This is a genomic window from Dyadobacter sp. NIV53, assembly GCF_019711195.1.
Taxonomy (GTDB): Bacteria; Bacteroidota; Bacteroidia; order Cytophagales; family Spirosomataceae; genus Dyadobacter.
On the sequence record NZ_CP081299.1, the window covers coordinates 6,802,369 to 6,819,974 of the forward strand.

Consider the following 17,606-nt stretch of genomic DNA (forward strand, 5'->3'; position numbering starts at 1 on the left):
TTGATTTGATCAGAATCCAATTGATTTATAGACTTTACAGTAATTTCAACATCTTGTTTAGAAAATAGCGTCTTTAATGACTAAAGGAAATTCATTGTTATTTCCTTCTGTATTCAGTCTATAAGTTGTTTCCAAGATTTCTATTACTTACAACAAAATTAGAACATATAGTATTGGAGTCATAAATTACCTTTTAACAAATTCTTTGTAGTACAACACACCCATATTGTTTTCGATGATTTGGATTTTAGATGAATTGCGGGACTGCTAATCAGGAGCTTCATAAATCTTTACTGTTACACAACATTTTAAGTAGAAAACATACCCATTCCGCATTTTATTAAAAACCAAAATCCATTCAATTCCTCATGAAACGTATTCTCGTTTTTTTGTTTCTGATTTTTAGTACGTCTGCTTTTTCACAAATTAAGCTTGCCCGCTTATTTTCGGATCATGCGGTATTACAGCGGCAGAAGCCGGTTCCGGTTTGGGGCTGGGCAAAATCCGGTGAAAAAGTAACTGTCACCCTCGCAGGCCAGACTCAGAGTGCTAAGGCAGATCTTGATGGAAAATGGATGGTGAAGTTTACTCCGCTGGAAGCAGGCGGGCCACACACTTTAACTGTTAGCGCAAAATCAGGTAAGGCTGCGGTAAATGATATTTTGATCGGGGAAGTATGGTTGTGTTCCGGTCAGTCTAATATGGAATGGTCTGTTTCCCAGGCTAATAATTTTATTGAAGAAAAAAAGAATGCTGATTTTCCTCAGATCCGGCATTTCAAGGTGGAGCACATGGTTACACTTGCTCCTGAAAAGGATCTTGAAAAAGGAGAATGGAAAGTGGCATCGGCAGAAAATGTTGGAAATTTTACTGCAATCGGCTTTTTCTTTGCAAGGGAATTATACCAGAAATTAAATATTCCAATTGGCATTTTACATTCGTCCTGGGGAGGTTCGCAGATAGAGGGCTGGATCAGTAAAGAAGCTATGCAGAGCAATGATGAATTGAAAGGTTATGCCCAAAATCTGCCCAAAACATGGGAAGAGGCGGATCTGATCATGGATAAAAAACTTAGAAAACAGCTTTTTAAATCTGTTTCTTATAATCCGGCAATAGCAGATGAGCAAAAATACATTACCGGAACTGCTGATTTTTCTACCTGGCAAAATACGGCAGATCCCGTTGGGCAATGGGATTGGAAAGGCCTGATGGGTTTTAGGGGACAAGGATTCATGGCAAAAAATATAGAGATTCCTGCTGATATGGCCGCAAAACCAACGACACTTTCTTTACCGGAAAATGATAGTAAAAATGACATTTACATCAATGGGAAACTGGTTTCTTCTGAAATTCTGAAAGGAACAAGGAAAATTAGTATTCCTGCCGATACCTGGAAAAGCGGCGAAAATCAACTGGTTATAAAGCTGGGAAATTTGGTGGCAACACCTTGGTTTGGACCTGGCCTGATGGGAAAAGCAAGTGATTTATATATTGAAGACGGGTTTCAGAAAGTTAGTCTGGCTGCCGACTGGAAACTAATGCCAGCTTTTGCAGAAAAGCACGAGTATGCACATTTGATGAATAATGTGGGCACAAGTATTTATAATGCGATGATCGTTCCATTGATCCCGTTTGCAATTCGCGGCTCACTCTGGTATCAGGGTGAGAGTAATGCAGGCCGTGCTTACCAGTATCGCCAGGCTTTTCCTCTAATGATCAATGACTGGCGAAAATTGTGGAATGATCCGTTTTCATTTTATTGGGTCCAGCTTTCCAGTTTTGGCGCTTATAACGATAGTAATAAAGGCAGCGGATGGGCAGAACTCCGTGAAGCACAAAATATGACATTAAGTTTGCCTAAAACTGGCATGGCTGTAACCACAGACATTGGAAATCCAAAAGATATTCATCCGACGAATAAACAGGATGTGGCTCACAGACTGGCTGTTAACGCATTGAAATTTGATTATGGACAAAATATAGTTTATAGCTCACCATTATATGACCAGGTCAAATTCGACAATGATAAAGCAATCGTTTCATTCAAACACACGGAAGGCGGATTGATCGTTAAGGATAAATTTGGTTATCTGAAAGGATTTGAAATTGCAGGGGATGACAAAGTTTTTTATTATGCCAAAGCAGAAATTGTAAACAACCAGGTTGTAGTCTGGAATCCAAAAGTGCCTAAACCAGTTGCCGTCAGATATGCATGGGCGGATTCTCCGGAAGATGCCAATCTGTTTAATGCGGAAGGATTTCCAGCCAGCGGATTCCGTACGGATGACTGGCCTGGTATTACAGCTAAGAGCCAGTTCGAATGATCCTAGCGTCGTCAGGGCGACCCTCTAGGTCGCCCAAAACCAAATAATATTAATATTGAAATAAAGCATCTTTAAATGATCAAAAAAGTACTGTTAATTACAGCAGTTTCTGTCTTTTTACTGGCAGCACAAAACATAACGCAGGATGATAAAATCACTTCCTACACCGAATGGACTGAATATCTTGGTGGCCCGGACCGAAACCATTACTCAGATTTAACCCAGATTAATCCTGAAAATGTAAAAGATCTTAAAGTTGCCTGGACTTATTCTACGCCTGATTCAGGACAAATGCAGGTGAACCCCATTATTGTAAAAGGGATAATGTATGGTGTGACTTCAACGGTTCAGGCATTTGCAGTAGATGCAGCTACTGGTAAAGAAATCTGGCATTTCGGAGACAAATCCAAAATCGGTTCCAATACAAGTCGTGGGCTTACTTACTGGAGTGATGGTGAGGATCAGCGGATATTGCACGCAATGGGGCCGTATTTATATGCTTTGGATGCCCGTACCGGTAAATTGATCGAAAGTTTTGGTGATGGCGGAAAGCTGGACCTGCACACAGGGTTGCCCGAAATTGCAAAGGATAAATACATGGTTTCCAATACACCAGGTACAATTTATGAAGATCTGATCATTATGCCGCTACGCCTTTCGGAAGACTCTGATGCAGCTCCGGGAGATTTAAGGGCATTTAATGTACGCACCGGAAAATTAGTGTGGACTTTTCATACCATACCGTATCCGGGTGAATTGGGCTACGAAACTTTTCCTCCTGATGCCTATAAAAATACCTATACCGGCGGAGCAAACAATTGGGCGGGGACCGCAATTGACAGGAAACGAGGTATTTTGTATGTGCCAACCGGATCTGCCGGTTATGATTTTTATGGTGGAAAAAGAAAAGGTCAAAACCTGTTTGCCAACTGTTTACTTGCCATAGATGCACGCACCGGGAAACGGCTCTGGCATTACCAGACCATGCATCACGATATGTGGGACCGGGACCTTCCTGCACCTCCCAACCTGATCACTATTACAAAGAATGGCAGGCGAATTGATGCCGTTGCCCAGGTAAGTAAGCAGGGATACGTATTTATTTTTGACAGGGTTACAGGAAAACCATTATTTCCTATTAAAGAAGTAGTCGCTCCAAAGTCTGAACTTCCGGGTGAATTTTCCTGGCCTTCGCAACCAGTACCTTCGTTACCCGCTCCATTTGCAAGACAGGCTTATACGCTTACGGAAAAAGATATCAGTTCGTTTGCTCAGGATCGCGATTCGCTGGTGATGAAATTTAAAACCTATAAAAAGAATATGTTTGCAGCGCCCGGCAAGGAAGGCACTGTCATTCTGCCGGGTTTTGATGGCGGAGCAGAGTGGGGTGGGGCAGCGGCAGATCCGCAGGAAGGTATTTTATATGTAAACAGCAATGAAATGGCCTGGATTTTAACAATGAAAGACACACCGAAAGCGAGCGAAATGACATCATTAAGTCCGGGTGAAAAAGTGTACACAACCTATTGCCCAACCTGCCATGGTGCACAGCGAAAAGGTAATGCAAAAAGTGGTTATCCTTCATTAATTGATGTTGGTTTGCGCCGTGACCGTAGTTTTGTGAGCAATATTATCACTAGCGGAAAGGGCATGATGCCAGGTTTTACAATGCTTACAGCCGATGAAAAAAATGCATTGATTTCTTTTCTGTTCAATGATGAAAAGGTGGAGGCCGTTTCGACAACATCAGAAACCAGGAAAATTTATGTGCCTTATCAAAGCACTGGTTACAATAAATTTCTGGATAGTAAAGGGCTACCGGCTATTTCACCTCCCTGGGGTACACTGAATGCCATTGATCTGAATACAGGAAAATACCTCTGGAAAATACCGTTTGGTGAAGTTGCCGAACTTAAAGCGAAGGGTTATCCCAATACCGGAACAGAAAATTACGGAGGCCCCGTTGTTACCAAAAGCGGTCTTCTTTTTATTGCCGCAACCAAGGACGGCAAGTTCAGGGTTTTTAATAAAAAAACAGGTAAATTATTATGGGAAACTGTGCTGCCGGCTGCCGGATTTGCTACTCCTTCTACCTACCAGGTCAATGGAAAACAATATGTGGTTATAGCCTGCGGCGGGACAAAACTGGGTACTAAAAAAGGGAATCAGTATGTGGCTTTTGCCTTACCCTAAACAAGTGACATTTTACGGGAATTTTCCATTGCCGTTTTGGGGTTACAATATTACCCTATTTGAAAATTAAAAGCGTGATATATTGTGTTGGCACGAATATAATTAGGTTAATGATGTAAATTTTAACGAAATAAGAAAGGCTCCCATGATCCGTATTACTCCTTTTTATACCAGGCTGGCTCATATTTTAATCAGTCTGATCTGTCTTTCTTACATTGCCATTGTAGGCAGGACTTTACTGGCCCCCTTGATTTTCGCATTTCTGTTCTCTCTGCTTTTATTACCATTTGCAGGGTTTCTGGAAAGGAAGTTTAAGATGCCCCGTTCGCTGTCATCTCTTGTTGCGTTGCTTTCCTTGATTTTGGGTATTACCGGAATTGTTTTTATTCTGGGAACCCAGCTTACCGCTCTGGCTCAGGACTGGCCGGCTTTTAAGCAACAAGTGCTGGACGGAACAGCCGATCTTCAAAAATGGATTTCAGTCACTTTTCATGTCGATTCAGACGATCAGATCAATTATATCAGCGACTCGGCCACAAAAGCAGTTGATACTGGCACCAGTATTATTGGCCATACATTATTATCCGTTTCGTCAATTTTACTATTTCTTCTTTTTATCTTTCTGTACACATTTTTTATATTACTTCACAGAAGATTATTACTGCGGTTTATCGTGTCATTATTTAGCGAGGAGCACAGTGTGATTGTCTATGATATTGTGAGTCAGATACAGTACATCGTAAAGAAATATATTGTCGGGCTTTTCCTTCAGATGTTAATCGTTACAGGATTATCTTGCCTGGCTTTTTATGTGATTGGCGTAAAATACGCGTTTTTACTTGGCCTCATAATGGGCATTTTTAATCTCATCCCCTACATTGGTATTGTTACAGCACTCATTTTAGCTATACTGATCACTTTTGCAACCGCTACTACCAGTCATATTTTATTCGTACTGATTGCTGTGGTGCTGATCCATTTGGTGGACAGTAATTATATTATGCCAAAAATTGTTGGTTCAAAAGTTAAAATCAATACACTTATTGCACTTTTGGGATTGGTTGTCGGTGAGATGATCTGGGGAATTACGGGTATGTTCTTGTCAATTCCTGTAATAGCCATCATAAAAGTAATTTTCGACCGCGTAGATGGATTGAAACCGTGGGGTATGGTGCTTGGAGAAGACGACAGCCATCCCGAATCCAAAGCTGCATTACACGAAATAGCTGAGGATGAGCAGAAATTGGGTAACGAAGTAAACACAGTTTAGGCACCAATTATATACAGGAAAATTCAGATAGGCTGCTTTCACAAAAAGCAGCCTATCTGTTTATTTGGCCGTTAGCGCAATAGTATTATTACTGAATAACCGCTCGGCCATTTTTTTATCATGTCCATACACATCATTACGGAAATTGATATGTCCGTTCTGATCAACCCAGGAAGTAAAATAGCCTATAAAAACAGGAATTTCGTTTTTGCCACATAAGCGGACATACTTTTCTTTGCCCAGGTTCATTGCCTGTGTAATCTTTTCTTCCGTCCATGTACTGTCTTTCCGGAGAAGGAATTCTGCGAGTTTTTTCGGTTCGGCAAGTCTTATACAACCATGACTGAAAGCACGTTGGGATTCGCCAAACAAACTTTTGGATGGTGTATCATGTAAGTAAATATTGTGACTGTTTGGAAATAAGAACTTAACCAGGCCAAGTGAATTGGATTTGCCTGGCTTTTGCCTCACAGATCCGCCATTCCATTCCATATTGTGCTTTGCCAGATAATTTGCATTTTTATGGATACCGGGTAAAATTTCCTTTTTCAAAATACTTGGAGGAATATTCCAGTATGGACTAAAAACAATTTGATTTAATGTTCCGGAAAAAATAACAGTGCTGTTCGCTTCCGAACCGACGACGACATTCATGTTGAAATTTAACTTTCCATTTTCATACACATGCATTTTGAATTCAGGAATGTTGACCAGAATATAATCGGTGGAAGGAGTTGCGGGCGTCCATCGGATACGTTCCATATTGATCAGCACCTGTTGGATACGTTCGTGAACCGGTACATTCAATTCCCTGAAAAAAGCAGGGCCCGTTTCTCCATCCGGTTTGAGCCCCATTCTTCCCTGAAACTGTTTGACAGCAGCAGTTAGTGTTGAGTCAAAAATATTGGTACTGTCTGTTTCATTCAAATCTCCTAAATGCATCAGCCTGTTTTTTATTTCAGATACCAGCGCATTGGAATTTCCTTCTTTCAGCTTTTTGGTTTCAAGCGGAGCCCATTCCTGGTTTTTATCAATCTGGTAATATTGAAGCAGTTTTTCTTTTAATAAATTATACTGGCGGTTTACCGGCTCATAAGCCGACAAATTTTTCCCCTTATTTTTAAGTAAAGAATCAAGGAAAACTTCAGGGTTGATTTTTTTCTGGGAATATACCAATTGAGCTCCTGAACATTGATTTTATGATCTCCTGAATAGGCCAGGCTTGTATATTTAAAAAATTGCTGTGTGAGCATTAGCTCAGTGCTTACAACAAGTGTATCTTTTGGATTGATCTTTTTGAGTTGTGCAAGAGAGTCTATTCTGGTTTGTAGTGCAGGATTGTACAATGAACTGTCACCGGAATAATGAATGTAATCGTTCTGTAAACTCAAAAAAGAAGAAATAAAATCAGCCGTTCCTTCCGGAAAAAACCACGCAAACTGATAATTCCGATGGTTGTAAAAACTGTGCATTTTGTTGGACAGGCTGTCCTCCATGGGGTGGGCCAGAATAAACCGGTCCAGTGCAGCACTATCAATAAATAATTCAGTAAATGAATTTTCAACAGTAATAGTTGTGTCTCTTACTGCTACCGTAGGTAATTGTTTGGTTTTTTTATTGCAGCCAATAGCAGTAATACACAGAAAAATGAATATGATAAGTTTTTTCATTGATGAAATAAAAGATCTGTTACTTATCAGCAATATTACATTATTTTCTCTATTCCAGGCCGGTAAATAAAATTGCATTTGAACGTATATCAAGTGGTATGATATTTTTTAATTGCTATGATAATCAATTAGATTTCAATTATGAAAAAGCACATTATATGCCACTATAAAAACGGATCACTTTTGTTTTGCACCACAGAAGGTTTCCAGCCAAAAACGGCTCACCAGATTCTGGACATATTTAATCATCAGGGATTAACCTCCTTATTAGAACCAAAAGCGAAGAACCTTTTTCAGGTTGTGGGACGTATGTTTGTCGATTATGATCCTTTTGCAGACGGAACCAGCAAGTGGAGAAAAGTTATATCCCAAATGACCTGTACAAAAGATGCCCTGGAAAATAAACTTAAGCCGTTTCTTGGTGAAGTATTAAGTACAACAAGGTGATTAGTGGTTAACTTCCTTACACACCGCTAATTGCTCTTTTGAGAAATGCACCTAAAAAACTACCTGCAAAAGTAAGAACCGCAGACCCGTATAAGCTAAAATTTTCAACTTCTGCCTGACCGCCATTTTCAGGCATTTTGGTAAACAAAAAATATCCTGTAAGTAAGAAAATACATTGCATTATGGCAAGTATCCACCCCTTACGTGGTTCTGCAAAGCCAATGGCCACGGCGGACAATGCTGCAATAAGGTAAGGAATATGTATACCCTCGGCCCGTTTTATAACTGTCAATATCAGAGCGCTAGTGCAAATTACCAACATAGCATTGGCAAACAGCTTACGGTTCAAAAAGGTTTTTTAACAGACAGGTCTCTAATTAAAATATGCTTACCGGCCTCTGTTATTTCGGCTTCTTTCTTATAATCTTTTTGTGCTTCCTCTTCCTGATTTAATTGTTGCCGGGTCATTGCACGCCAGTAGTAGGGTTCGGGATCCTGATCGCCCGCGTTAAAAATAGCCTTATTCAGAGCTTTTAGCGCAGAATCGTACATGTTGTTGCGGAAGAGTAGTTTACCTTTTTCCAGATGAAGCCCATAGACACTTTCGTCATAACTCAGTCCTGCATTTAAGTCATTCATTGCTGCCTGAAAATCATTTTGTTCTTTAAAGCAGCGTGCACGATAAAGATAAGCAACAGATGAATTTGGGCGGGTTTTTATTCTTTGGTCAAAAAAATCGAATGCTGCGTGTATTTGATTGGTTTGAAATAAACGGATGCCTTCCTTTAAATTTTCCTCTTCTTTCTCAGATTTTGTTCGCAGATCTGCATAGTTTCTTAAATAATAGATATAACCAAAAAAGGCAACGACTATTAATAATTCCATTCCTAAATCGATGATTTGCTATTTTCCTAAAAGTATATAAGGTGATAACATTTTTTTTGACGGAAATTGTTGCAGGATTTTTAAAATTTTAACAGATATGTCTCGAACGGGGACGTTCGAGACATATCTGTTAAAGATGCGACAAATGTGCAGGTAGTGGTATTTCCTTGCTCAGGTCATCCGAAATTGGAGTCAATCTATTTGTTTGCAGTGGAATAAGGCCGGACCAGATCGGAAGCGGCTTGTCCTCCTCCTCATCGTTAGGCATTCCAGTTCTGATTTTTGCAGAAGCCTCGTCCAATGAAAAGGCGAGGGAAGTCGTTTTACGTACTTCATTATCTTTTATCGGCCGAAGATATTCCCAGCTACCCGGAACAATTTTATTGGTCAGCCATTCAAAACTTTCTGTTTTTCTGGTGATATCTTCTATTTTTTCGGCTTGGGCAAATATGACTACTGACCGGTAATTGACAGAATGGCTAAAAGCAGATTTAGCCACTACTAGCGCATCGGTAAGCATTACCGTAATACATACAGGTATGCCCTTTTCAATTTCTCTTATAAAGTGACTGCCAACGGAGCCGTGAATGTAAATTTTGTCTTCATAACGGACAAAAGAAGTTGGGATTGAAAACGGGCGGTTATCGACTGAATAACTGATCGTACAAAAAAGTGCTTCGTCCAGAATAGAATAAATACTTTCCTGATCATAATGAGCGCGTTTTGCAGAACGGCTGGGAACGAGATGTGAATGTGGTTTTGGCATGGTTTTGTTTTTTACAAAATTGTAGCGTAATTGGATTATATTAATCGTCCAATTATTATAAATCTGATAGTCCAATCCTGATGCAATTACTTTCCTCAGTTGTCATTGATAAATTAAGCAGGCAGGCAGTATATCTTCAAATTGCCAATCAGCTCATGTCATTAATCAGAAAAGGAACATTGCCATCGGGATACAGATTGATGAGTACGAGGCAATTAGCTTCCATGCTAAACGTTCACCGGCGTACTGTGGTCCTGGCCTATGACGAATTACTGGCTCAGGGCTGGCTGGAAAGCCATGTGGGTAACGGCACTTTTGTAGCTAAAAATTTTCCGGAAATAAAGCTTTCCAGATCTGATGAGCATACAAAAAAGCAGATAAAACCGAGCAAAAAAGCAGGCTTTGAGGTTCCCATCTTATCTCATTTGAATCGTTCTGTATTGAAATCCGGGACGGGACTTCATTTGGACGACGGTTTTCCGGATGCCCGGCTTGCTCCTCTGGAAGAACTTTCACGGGCCTATCGCAGTCAGTTACTAACAGGCAATTCATACGCACGACTGGGTTATGGTGATACGCACGGCTCTCTATGGCTGCGGCAGGAACTGTCTGTTTATCTGAATGAAACCAGAGGGTTAAACACAACAATTGCTAATATACTGATCGTACGGGGAACGATTATGGGCTTGTATCTGGTGAGTGCAGGTCTGTTAAAACCGGGTGATAATGTGGTAGTAAGCGAATTAGGCTGGGCAGGGGCAAACAATAACTTTTTGCAGGCAGGTGCCAATCTTTTAACTATTCCGTCAGACGATTATGGGATTGATCTGGATGCACTTGAAAAACTTTGCTTAAAACAACCAATTCGCCTGCTTTACGTCACTTCTCATCATCACTATCCAACTACTGTGGCACTCCGTGCAGACCGCCGTGTCAGATTATTGCAATTGGCTGAACAATTCGGGTTTATCATTTTTGAGGACGATTATGATTATGATTTCCATTATCTGAGCAAGCCTCTTTTACCGCTTGCCGGTGCTGATCAGGCCGGAATGGTGTTGTATTGCGGTTCGTTCACCAAAGCTATTTCACCTGTATTCCGAGTTGGATACCTGGTTGGGCCTGAAAACGCCATTGCGCATTTAGCAAAATTACGACGGATCATTGACAGGCAGGGAGATACGATTTTGGAAAATGCACTGGCCGACTTGCTTCAAAACGGAGTGATTCAAAGGCATTTGAGAAAATCATTACGCGTGTACAGGCAAAGACGCGATCTGTTTTGCGAACTTCTTAATATGGAATTGGAGAATTATGTTGAATTCCAGGTTCCTGATGGTGGGATGGCAGTTTGGACAAAATTTGATCAGAAAATAGATTTGCCATTACTGGCTCAAAAAGCACTGAAAAAAGACCTGTACTTTTCGGATGGAAGTGCACATCAGCAATATTCCCGGATAAAAAATACAACCAGACTTGGCTTTGCGTCTTCTGACCCTCACGAACTGGAGAAATCTGTGACAATCCTGAAAAACCTGATCTGATCGAATCGACAGTAATTATGATAGGTTAGTCACAGGTTGAAATTGAAAGTCAACAGAGTTATTATCCAGGAATTTATACTTTAAAAATCTACATTTATAAGTGGATTTAACAATATAAACGTGGTTGCCAATTTCAATAAATTATTAATATAATTATATTTGTATTTTATTAGTCTAATAGGATTAATTGTATAAATTTAATATAAAATGGTAGTTGAAACGATTCAACATGAAATTTTACCAATATTAAACTATTTATGTTTTTCAATCGTTAAATGGTTTTAGTGCAAATAGTTATTAAAATTATTTGCTTCATTTTAATGCTTGAAATTATGCAAAAGAAAGCCTCTTTAAAGAGTATCGCCGACAAAGTCGGCGTCTCTACAACGCTGGTTTCCTATGTTCTGAATAACAAAATGGAAAACAGGATCAGCAAGGAAGTCGCTCAGAATATTCGTGACACAGCAAAAGAATTAAACTATAATAGTAACCAGATTGCAAGAAGTTTGAAAACCAATAAAACTTTCACAATAGGACTCATAGTAGCAGATATATCCAATCCATTTTCCTCGGCTCTGGCAAGGATTATTGAAGACGAGGCGGACAAGGCAGGTTATACAGTAATCTACGGAAGTTCGGACGAGAATCCGCAGAAATCACAAAAACTGATTGATACATTTTTGAATAAGCAGGTTGATGGACTGATCATTGCGCCATGCCATGGTTCGGAAGCGCAGATCATTGAACTTGAAAATCGCAATTTTCCTTTTGTGCTCGTTGATCGCTATTTTCCGGAAATTACGACAAATTATGTAGCGCTGAATAATTTCCAGGCGTCATACATGGCAGTGAATCACCTGATTGATCATGGCCATAAACGCATTGGAATGATTACGTTAAATTCCCCGCTGCATCATATGAAGGAAAGGAAGAGGGGTTATATGGAAGCTTTGCTGGAACACGACCGCACATTTGTACCAGATCATCTGATTGAATTAAGTCAGGATTTTTCTTCCGCAGATATAGAGGGAGCATTTTACCAGCTTCTTGGTCTGAAAGAACCGATTGACGCAATTTATCTGACTACAAATCAGTTAGGTATGTTTGGCTTGAAGTATATCAACTCAAACAAAATCAAAGTTCCTGAGGAACTGGCCGTGATTAGTTTTGACGAAACTGAATTTCTTGATTTATTCAGCACTCCGGTGACTCAATTGAGACAGCCACTGAAAGAAATGGGGACGGCAGCTACTGAAATTCTGATTGCAGCTATTGCTGATAATAACAAGCTGACTCAGCTTAATATGCAGCCATTGCTGGTTATACGTGGTTCATCAACAATGACTGGTTTGCCTAAAAAGGTATTGGAAACCGAAATGCCACCAGCAGTAGTAATTAATCCTTTGCAGTTAAACGGTCAAAAAGTAAAAGTTGCTTAATATTTCATTGAAGCAGGCCGGCTCATGTGGAATTTATAAGTGTGAATGAATGGAACTTTAAACGATTACAACTCTGTCGGGCTCCATCATTCCATTTTGAGAATGGACCGAATAACCAAGATCAATTTTTTTCCGGTACTTTTTGCTTCTTCCAGAAGTTTAAAAACTTTTTCTTCCCCTTCAATTCTTAAGGCTTCGAATAAAAGATTTCCATACCGAAATTCATCGGAGCCAAAACCGTGTCTCAGAGCCGCAGACTGGTATTGATCAAATATTTCTTTTCCTGTCATGATTAGGCATTGTTTTATTTTTAACATGGCTTTTTATAAAAGATGTATTTCTCAGGCCAAAAGTTGCATGAATGGTTACATTTCATTTAATATAAAATGGATTACTTCTTTTTGATCTATTCCGTTTAATAAAATCCATGATAAATTTTAGAATTGAAAACAGCCGGTTAATAAATTCTGCTACATTTGTATTATGAATAATCAGTCGTCATATCGCGTCTTTTCTATTTGGCACCACAAGGTGTTCCAGGCAGGATAGCTATATTTCAACTTCAAGAATATAATTGCAATCCGCTTGGTATCCCACTAAGCGGATTTTTTTGTTTTAAATCCAGAACAATTATGGTACGTAATATTCTACAAATTTACCGGATTTCATTCAGCGGGCTAAGCAGGGAAACCTGGCTGTTGAGTGTTGTTATTCTTATCAACCGTTGCGGTTACATGGCAGTGCCGTTTATGAGTATGTATATTACCCAAAGCCTTCACCGGAGCATTGCCGATGCAGGTTTGATCATTACCCTCTTTGGGGTCGGTTCCGTTGTGGGAGCTATGGTCGGTGGATACTTTACTGATAAAATTGGCTTCCGGCCCGTGCAGGTTGTTAGTCTTCTCATAAGCGGAATCCTGTTTATGCTATTTGGCCAGGTGCATAATTTTGATGGATTGTGTGCTTTAACAATTGTGCTGGCCTTTTTTGTAGAATCATTCAAGCCAGCTAATAACACAGCCATTGCATCTTATTCGTCCAAGGAAAATCTCACAAGGTCATATGCGCTGAACAGGCTTGCAACCAATATCGGATTTGGTTTCGGAACCTCAGTTGGCGGGATACTGGCAGCGATCAATTATCATTTGCTGTTCTGGGTAGACGGTGTGATATACATGACCGCCGGGTTAATGATTGCAATATTACTTCCAGCAGTATCCAGACCTGGTTTATCAGAAAAAAGCAACCCGGAAAATATCGAAAGTTTATCGCCCTGGAAAGATGTCTTTTTCCTGAGGTTAATCGTCATGGTTACTTTTTATATGATATGTTTTGTCCTTTTATTCAGGTTGGTACCGGTTTACTGGAAAGAAGAATTAAATATTGGGGAAGCTACGATCGGACTTCTTCTTGGAATGAATGGTATTATTATCGCCTTGTTTGAAATGATACTGATCCAAAAACTCGGTAGCCGGAGATCAGACGCATATTATATCGTAGCTGGAATATTATTTACAGCCATTGGGTATTTATTTCTTCTGGTGCCTGGTTTAAAGCCTGTTGTAATGGGTGCTGCAACTGTTTTCATGTTTACGATCGGGGAAATGCTTACGTTGCCTTATCTCAATACCATGGTCATGAACCGTGCTTCAGTATCCAACCGGGGACAATATTCTGCTGCATATTCGCTTTCCTGGGCAGTTGCGCAGATCATCGGCCCTGCTGCGGGCGGATATGTTGCACAGCAATGGGGATATAATATGTTGTGGTTCGTTTTGGTATTACTAAGTATGACATGTGCATTTGGATTTAAAATGTTGTTTCGAAACGTAGTAAAAATGGGCTGATTTCTGTTACATTTAAGACATGAAATATTATCTGATCAGGTTCTTTGCCGCTTTTGTTTTCCTTTCTTCTTTTGTTCATGCGCAGATCCCTGAAAAATCCAGGCAGGGTAATTTGTTTATCATCGGTGGCGGGGATCGTTCTCCGGATCTGATGCGGGAGCTTGTAGCGGCTTCCGGTTTAGGACCAAAAGATTATGTTGTCGTGTTGCCGATGTCAGGTGCAAATCCCGATACATCATTCCATTATTTCAAAGCAGATCTGGAACCTGTTTGCTCAAATAAAATAATAAACCTGAATTTTAAAACTTCTGATGTAAATAATAAACTAAGACTGGATTCCCTTGCCAATGCAAAGCTGGTATTTATTACTGGCGGTGACCAGGAACGGTTTATGAAGGTCGTTCTGAATACACCGGTGTATGATGCAATTCATAAAGCTTTTGCAAAGGGGGCGACTATTGCAGGTACAAGTGCCGGTGCCGCCGTAATGAGCCATTATATGATTTCCGGACGTGAGCTGGTTGGGGATACGACATTAAGGGCAACTTTTAGAAAAGTGAAAGATCGGAATATTGACATTCAGACAGGACTTGGGTTATTAACTGATGTAATTGTTGATCAGCATTTTATTGTCAGAAGCCGCTATAATCGCTTATTCTCGGCTTTGGCCAAGTACCCTGATTTTACCTGCGTAGGTATTGACGAGGCCACTGCCATAGTTGTAACAGGAAATCAGGTAAAAGTTGTGGGTGAAAGCCAGGTAGTAGTGATGAAAAATCCGGCTAAACTAAAAGTGACAGAAAGTGGATTAATTAAAATGGAAGATATACAATTCAGTTTGTATACTGCCGGAGATGTTTTCCGGATCAATAAAAGAAGCGAATAAGAACCACTATCAATGAATCAATAAATTTAAACAGGTTTCAAAACTTGCTTTTAAATTACTGTCAGCTGACTGATAATTCTTTGCTCTGCCAGTTTCATCATCCGTTTGTTTATCTCATCTTCATTATCAACAAACTGCCGCCATTCGGTTTCGGTAAAATGGCCAGCAATGATGCCTCGTACGAAATGGCGGAACTGGTGATCCTGCCGCAATGATTTTGCAACAAACAACTGCTGTTCAGCAACTGATAATTTCCTGAAAGTATCCTTATGCCTGGAAATATATTGGCGGAAAGCACCGATAAGTAAATCATTCTGCATCTTTAAAACCGGCCTTAAGGTCTGATTTTGAAACTGTTCAGAAACAGTAAATGCGGGTTCAGTCTCTATTTCCGGGCGAAGTGCCAAAATACGATTATTGTCTATTGCTGTCATAATGATATGAACGCGGAACAAGCTGATTTAATTTAATAAAAACCTTGAAATGAAGATTTATCCCCCACAGTGAGGAATTTTTTAACATTATTTTTTATATTTATTTTGGTTAAATAATTGAAAATGAGCGTATTGTAAATTTGGTATGATCCTGTTATTCCTATTATCATTGTTACAAACATATTTAACTTAAATCACAGATCATGAAAAAGCTAATAGTATCGGCAATGGCCTTAACACTTATCTCTTTCGCCTCTGTACAGGCCAACACTCCTTTAAATACAAATAAAGAGATCCTTTCATTAGTAAGTAATACACAGGAAAAAGTGGCGGTAAAGCCTGAGGAATTACCAGACGGTATAAAAAAGACGATTAGAGGAGAAGAATTTACAGGCTGGAAGGTTACGTCCGCATTTCTGATTACAGCACCAGACAAAACCCAATATTACGAACTCAACGTGAAAAATGGCAAAGAATCAGCCAGGGTTAAGTTGGATAAAGATGGAAAGAATGTAAGTTAAGAGGTATAAAAAGGCAAAAATTTAGCCGGGTAAAGTCAGCATTTTTTCTGATTTTACCCGGCTTTTTTATAAACAATTGTTATTAAAACAAAACTTACTTATTCTCCTCAGCCAAACTTTTTCTGACTATCATAAGCTAATCCGAGACCAACACTTGAAAGCTTGTTTTCGTCTGCCAGAACAGCATTAGGGAATAATTTTCGGAATTCATTTTGAACCGACAAGACTTCCGTAGTTCCACCGGTGAGGATAACAAGTTCTATATTGTCCTTTAAAACACCCGCTTCGTCGAGGCATTGCTGGGCTGCGTTGGTGATTTTTTTGATTTGGGGTAAAATTGCTTCGTCAAACTGGTCACGCGTAACTTTTGCGGAAAGGCCGTCTTCAATGAAATCAAATGGCGTGTTGTATGTCAATTCGTCTGTCAGAGCAATTTTGGTTTCTTCCGTCACTGCTAATAATGCATGTCCTGTTTCCTGTTCAAGTACCTGTAAAAGCCGTTTGAACCTGTTTTTGTCATGTGACTCATATAGTAATTGGCGGGTCTGGGAAATTATTTTTGTGGTATACAGGAAATTAACCTTACTCCATTCCGAAAGATCGTAGTAATGTCGAAGGGGTACTTCCAGATTTTTTTCACCATAAGTGCTTTTATATCCGAGCTCGGGCATAATAGCAGCAAGGCTCAAATCTTTATCAAAGTCATTTCCTCCGATACGAACACCGGTATTAGCCAGAATATCAGCCGAACGATCCGGTTTACTTATATATTTATTTGACAATCGGATAACGGTAAAATCGGATGTTCCACCGCCCAGATCGGCAACCAAAGCCAGTTTTTCACCCGAAATGTTGACCTCATGAGCGAAGGCTGCCGCGATGGGTTCAAACTGAAAGTCAATATTTTTGTAACCTAATTTTAGTGCAATGGACCTTAGTTCTATCTGTGCTCTTTTGTCTGCCTCAGGATCATTGTCCACAAAATGCACAGGTCTGCCCATCACTACGTTTTCAATTTCATTGCCTGCTTCGCTATCAGCACCAGCCTTCAGGTTTTGTAAAAGGCAGCAATGATCTCGTCAAATTTCATGAGTTCACCATTCACCATTGTACCTTGTTTCATGATACTCGTGCCCAAAACGCGTTTTAAACTACGCATTAACCGGCCAGGTTTTCTGGTCAGGAACATATTCACTGCCTCTCTGCCGTAATAAGGAACATTTCCTTTACGTAAAAAGAACATGGCACTGGGTATGGTAACACTTGAGCCTTCGACGGGGATCAAATGTATGTCTCCTTTTTTGGCAATAGCAATACTTGAATTGGAGGTTCCGAAATCAATTCCGCAGGAAATATGGGTCATTATCAGTTTCAAAAATT

18 protein-coding genes are annotated in these 17,606 nt (G+C 39.9%); 9 read left to right on the forward strand and 9 right to left on the reverse strand.

Annotated elements, in window-relative coordinates:
• Positions 1–368: 368 nt before the first annotated feature.
• The 3 genes from KZC02_RS27845 to KZC02_RS27855 all read left to right on the forward strand — a co-directional run bounded on the left by KZC02_RS27845 (position 369) and on the right by KZC02_RS27855 (position 5,787).
• Positions 369–2,324, forward strand: coding sequence for a sialate O-acetylesterase (locus KZC02_RS27845; RefSeq protein WP_221391660.1), 1,956 nt, complete (start codon positions 369–371; stop codon positions 2,322–2,324).
• Between the two features lie 75 nt (positions 2,325–2,399).
• Positions 2,400–4,517 carry a PQQ-binding-like beta-propeller repeat protein gene (locus KZC02_RS27850; RefSeq protein WP_221391661.1) on the forward strand — a complete coding sequence of 706 codons (2,118 nt, stop codon included), beginning with the start codon at positions 2,400–2,402 and terminating at the stop codon, positions 4,515–4,517.
• A 145-nt stretch (positions 4,518–4,662) separates the two neighbouring features.
• The gene (locus KZC02_RS27855; RefSeq protein ID WP_221391662.1) at positions 4,663–5,787 is read left to right on the forward strand and encodes an AI-2E family transporter; all 1,125 of its coding nucleotides are present in this window, start codon (positions 4,663–4,665) and stop codon (positions 5,785–5,787) included.
• Positions 5,788–5,847: 60 nt separating this feature from the next.
• On the opposite strand, the gene KZC02_RS32230 is transcribed toward KZC02_RS27855, so the two are convergent.
• Both KZC02_RS32230 and KZC02_RS32235 read right to left on the reverse strand, forming a co-directional pair.
• Positions 5,848–6,891 carry a murein L,D-transpeptidase gene (locus KZC02_RS32230; protein WP_229253845.1) on the reverse strand — a complete coding sequence of 348 codons (1,044 nt, stop codon included), beginning with the start codon at positions 6,889–6,891 and terminating at the stop codon, positions 5,848–5,850.
• Complete coding sequence (locus KZC02_RS32235) at positions 6,870–7,457, reverse strand: hypothetical protein (RefSeq protein ID WP_229253846.1); 588 nt, start codon at positions 7,455–7,457, stop codon at positions 6,870–6,872. The genes KZC02_RS32230 and KZC02_RS32235 overlap by 22 nt, the downstream gene beginning before the upstream one ends.
• A gap of 141 nt (positions 7,458–7,598) precedes the next feature.
• Here KZC02_RS32235 and KZC02_RS27865 point away from each other — a divergent pair, with 141 nt between their 5' ends.
• Positions 7,599–7,904, forward strand: coding sequence for a hypothetical protein (locus tag KZC02_RS27865; RefSeq protein WP_221391663.1), 306 nt, complete (start codon positions 7,599–7,601; stop codon positions 7,902–7,904).
• A 16-nt stretch (positions 7,905–7,920) separates the two neighbouring features.
• Here the strand turns inward: KZC02_RS27865 and KZC02_RS27870 are convergent, their stop codons facing one another.
• The 3 genes from KZC02_RS27870 to KZC02_RS27880 form a co-directional block, all read right to left on the reverse strand.
• Entirely contained in the window at positions 7,921–8,253 is a 333-nt protein-coding gene (locus tag KZC02_RS27870; protein WP_221391664.1) for a hypothetical protein, read from the reverse strand.
• Positions 8,250–8,789, reverse strand: a complete 540-nt coding sequence (locus KZC02_RS27875) for a M48 family metallopeptidase (protein ID WP_221391665.1) — start codon at positions 8,787–8,789, stop codon at positions 8,250–8,252. Before KZC02_RS27875 ends, KZC02_RS27870 begins: the two co-directional genes overlap by 4 nt.
• Before the next feature lie 130 nt (positions 8,790–8,919).
• On the reverse strand, positions 8,920–9,555 hold the full coding sequence (locus KZC02_RS27880) for a pyridoxamine 5'-phosphate oxidase family protein (RefSeq protein WP_221391666.1): 636 nt from the start codon (positions 9,553–9,555) through the stop codon (positions 8,920–8,922).
• Between the two features lie 80 nt (positions 9,556–9,635).
• On the opposite strand from KZC02_RS27880, the gene KZC02_RS27885 reads away from it, so the two are divergent.
• The gene (locus tag KZC02_RS27885; protein WP_229253847.1) at positions 9,636–11,099 is read left to right on the forward strand and encodes a PLP-dependent aminotransferase family protein; all 1,464 of its coding nucleotides are present in this window, start codon (positions 9,636–9,638) and stop codon (positions 11,097–11,099) included.
• A gap of 332 nt (positions 11,100–11,431) precedes the next feature.
• Positions 11,432–12,538: a LacI family DNA-binding transcriptional regulator gene (locus KZC02_RS27890; RefSeq protein WP_221391667.1), complete on the forward strand. Its 1,107-nt coding sequence runs from the start codon at positions 11,432–11,434 to the stop codon at positions 12,536–12,538.
• 86 nt (positions 12,539–12,624) lie between these two features.
• Here KZC02_RS27890 and KZC02_RS27895 read toward each other — a convergent pair whose 3' ends face one another.
• Entirely contained in the window at positions 12,625–12,855 is a 231-nt protein-coding gene (locus KZC02_RS27895) for a hypothetical protein (RefSeq protein WP_229253848.1), read from the reverse strand.
• Positions 12,856–13,170: 315 nt separating this feature from the next.
• Here KZC02_RS27895 and KZC02_RS27900 point away from each other — a divergent pair, with 315 nt between their 5' ends.
• Positions 13,171–14,385: an MFS transporter gene (locus tag KZC02_RS27900; protein WP_221391668.1), complete on the forward strand. Its 1,215-nt coding sequence runs from the start codon at positions 13,171–13,173 to the stop codon at positions 14,383–14,385.
• 19 nt (positions 14,386–14,404) lie between these two features.
• Complete coding sequence (locus tag KZC02_RS27905) at positions 14,405–15,271, forward strand: cyanophycinase (protein WP_221391669.1); 867 nt, start codon at positions 14,405–14,407, stop codon at positions 15,269–15,271.
• A 50-nt stretch (positions 15,272–15,321) separates the two neighbouring features.
• On the opposite strand, the gene KZC02_RS27910 is transcribed toward KZC02_RS27905, so the two are convergent.
• On the reverse strand, positions 15,322–15,705 hold the full coding sequence (locus tag KZC02_RS27910; protein WP_221391670.1) for a hypothetical protein: 384 nt from the start codon (positions 15,703–15,705) through the stop codon (positions 15,322–15,324).
• A 203-nt stretch (positions 15,706–15,908) separates the two neighbouring features.
• On the opposite strand from KZC02_RS27910, the gene KZC02_RS27915 reads away from it, so the two are divergent.
• Positions 15,909–16,226, forward strand: coding sequence for a hypothetical protein (locus tag KZC02_RS27915; protein WP_221391671.1), 318 nt, complete (start codon positions 15,909–15,911; stop codon positions 16,224–16,226).
• 107 nt (positions 16,227–16,333) lie between these two features.
• Here KZC02_RS27915 and KZC02_RS32690 read toward each other — a convergent pair whose 3' ends face one another.
• The gene (locus KZC02_RS32690) at positions 16,334–17,278 is read right to left on the reverse strand and encodes an Hsp70 family protein (protein ID WP_310590461.1); all 945 of its coding nucleotides are present in this window, start codon (positions 17,276–17,278) and stop codon (positions 16,334–16,336) included.
• The gene (locus KZC02_RS33175) at positions 17,275–17,589 is read right to left on the reverse strand and encodes an Hsp70 family protein (protein ID WP_310590379.1); all 315 of its coding nucleotides are present in this window, start codon (positions 17,587–17,589) and stop codon (positions 17,275–17,277) included. The genes KZC02_RS32690 and KZC02_RS33175 overlap by 4 nt, the downstream gene beginning before the upstream one ends.
• Positions 17,590–17,606: the final 17 nt, after the last annotated feature.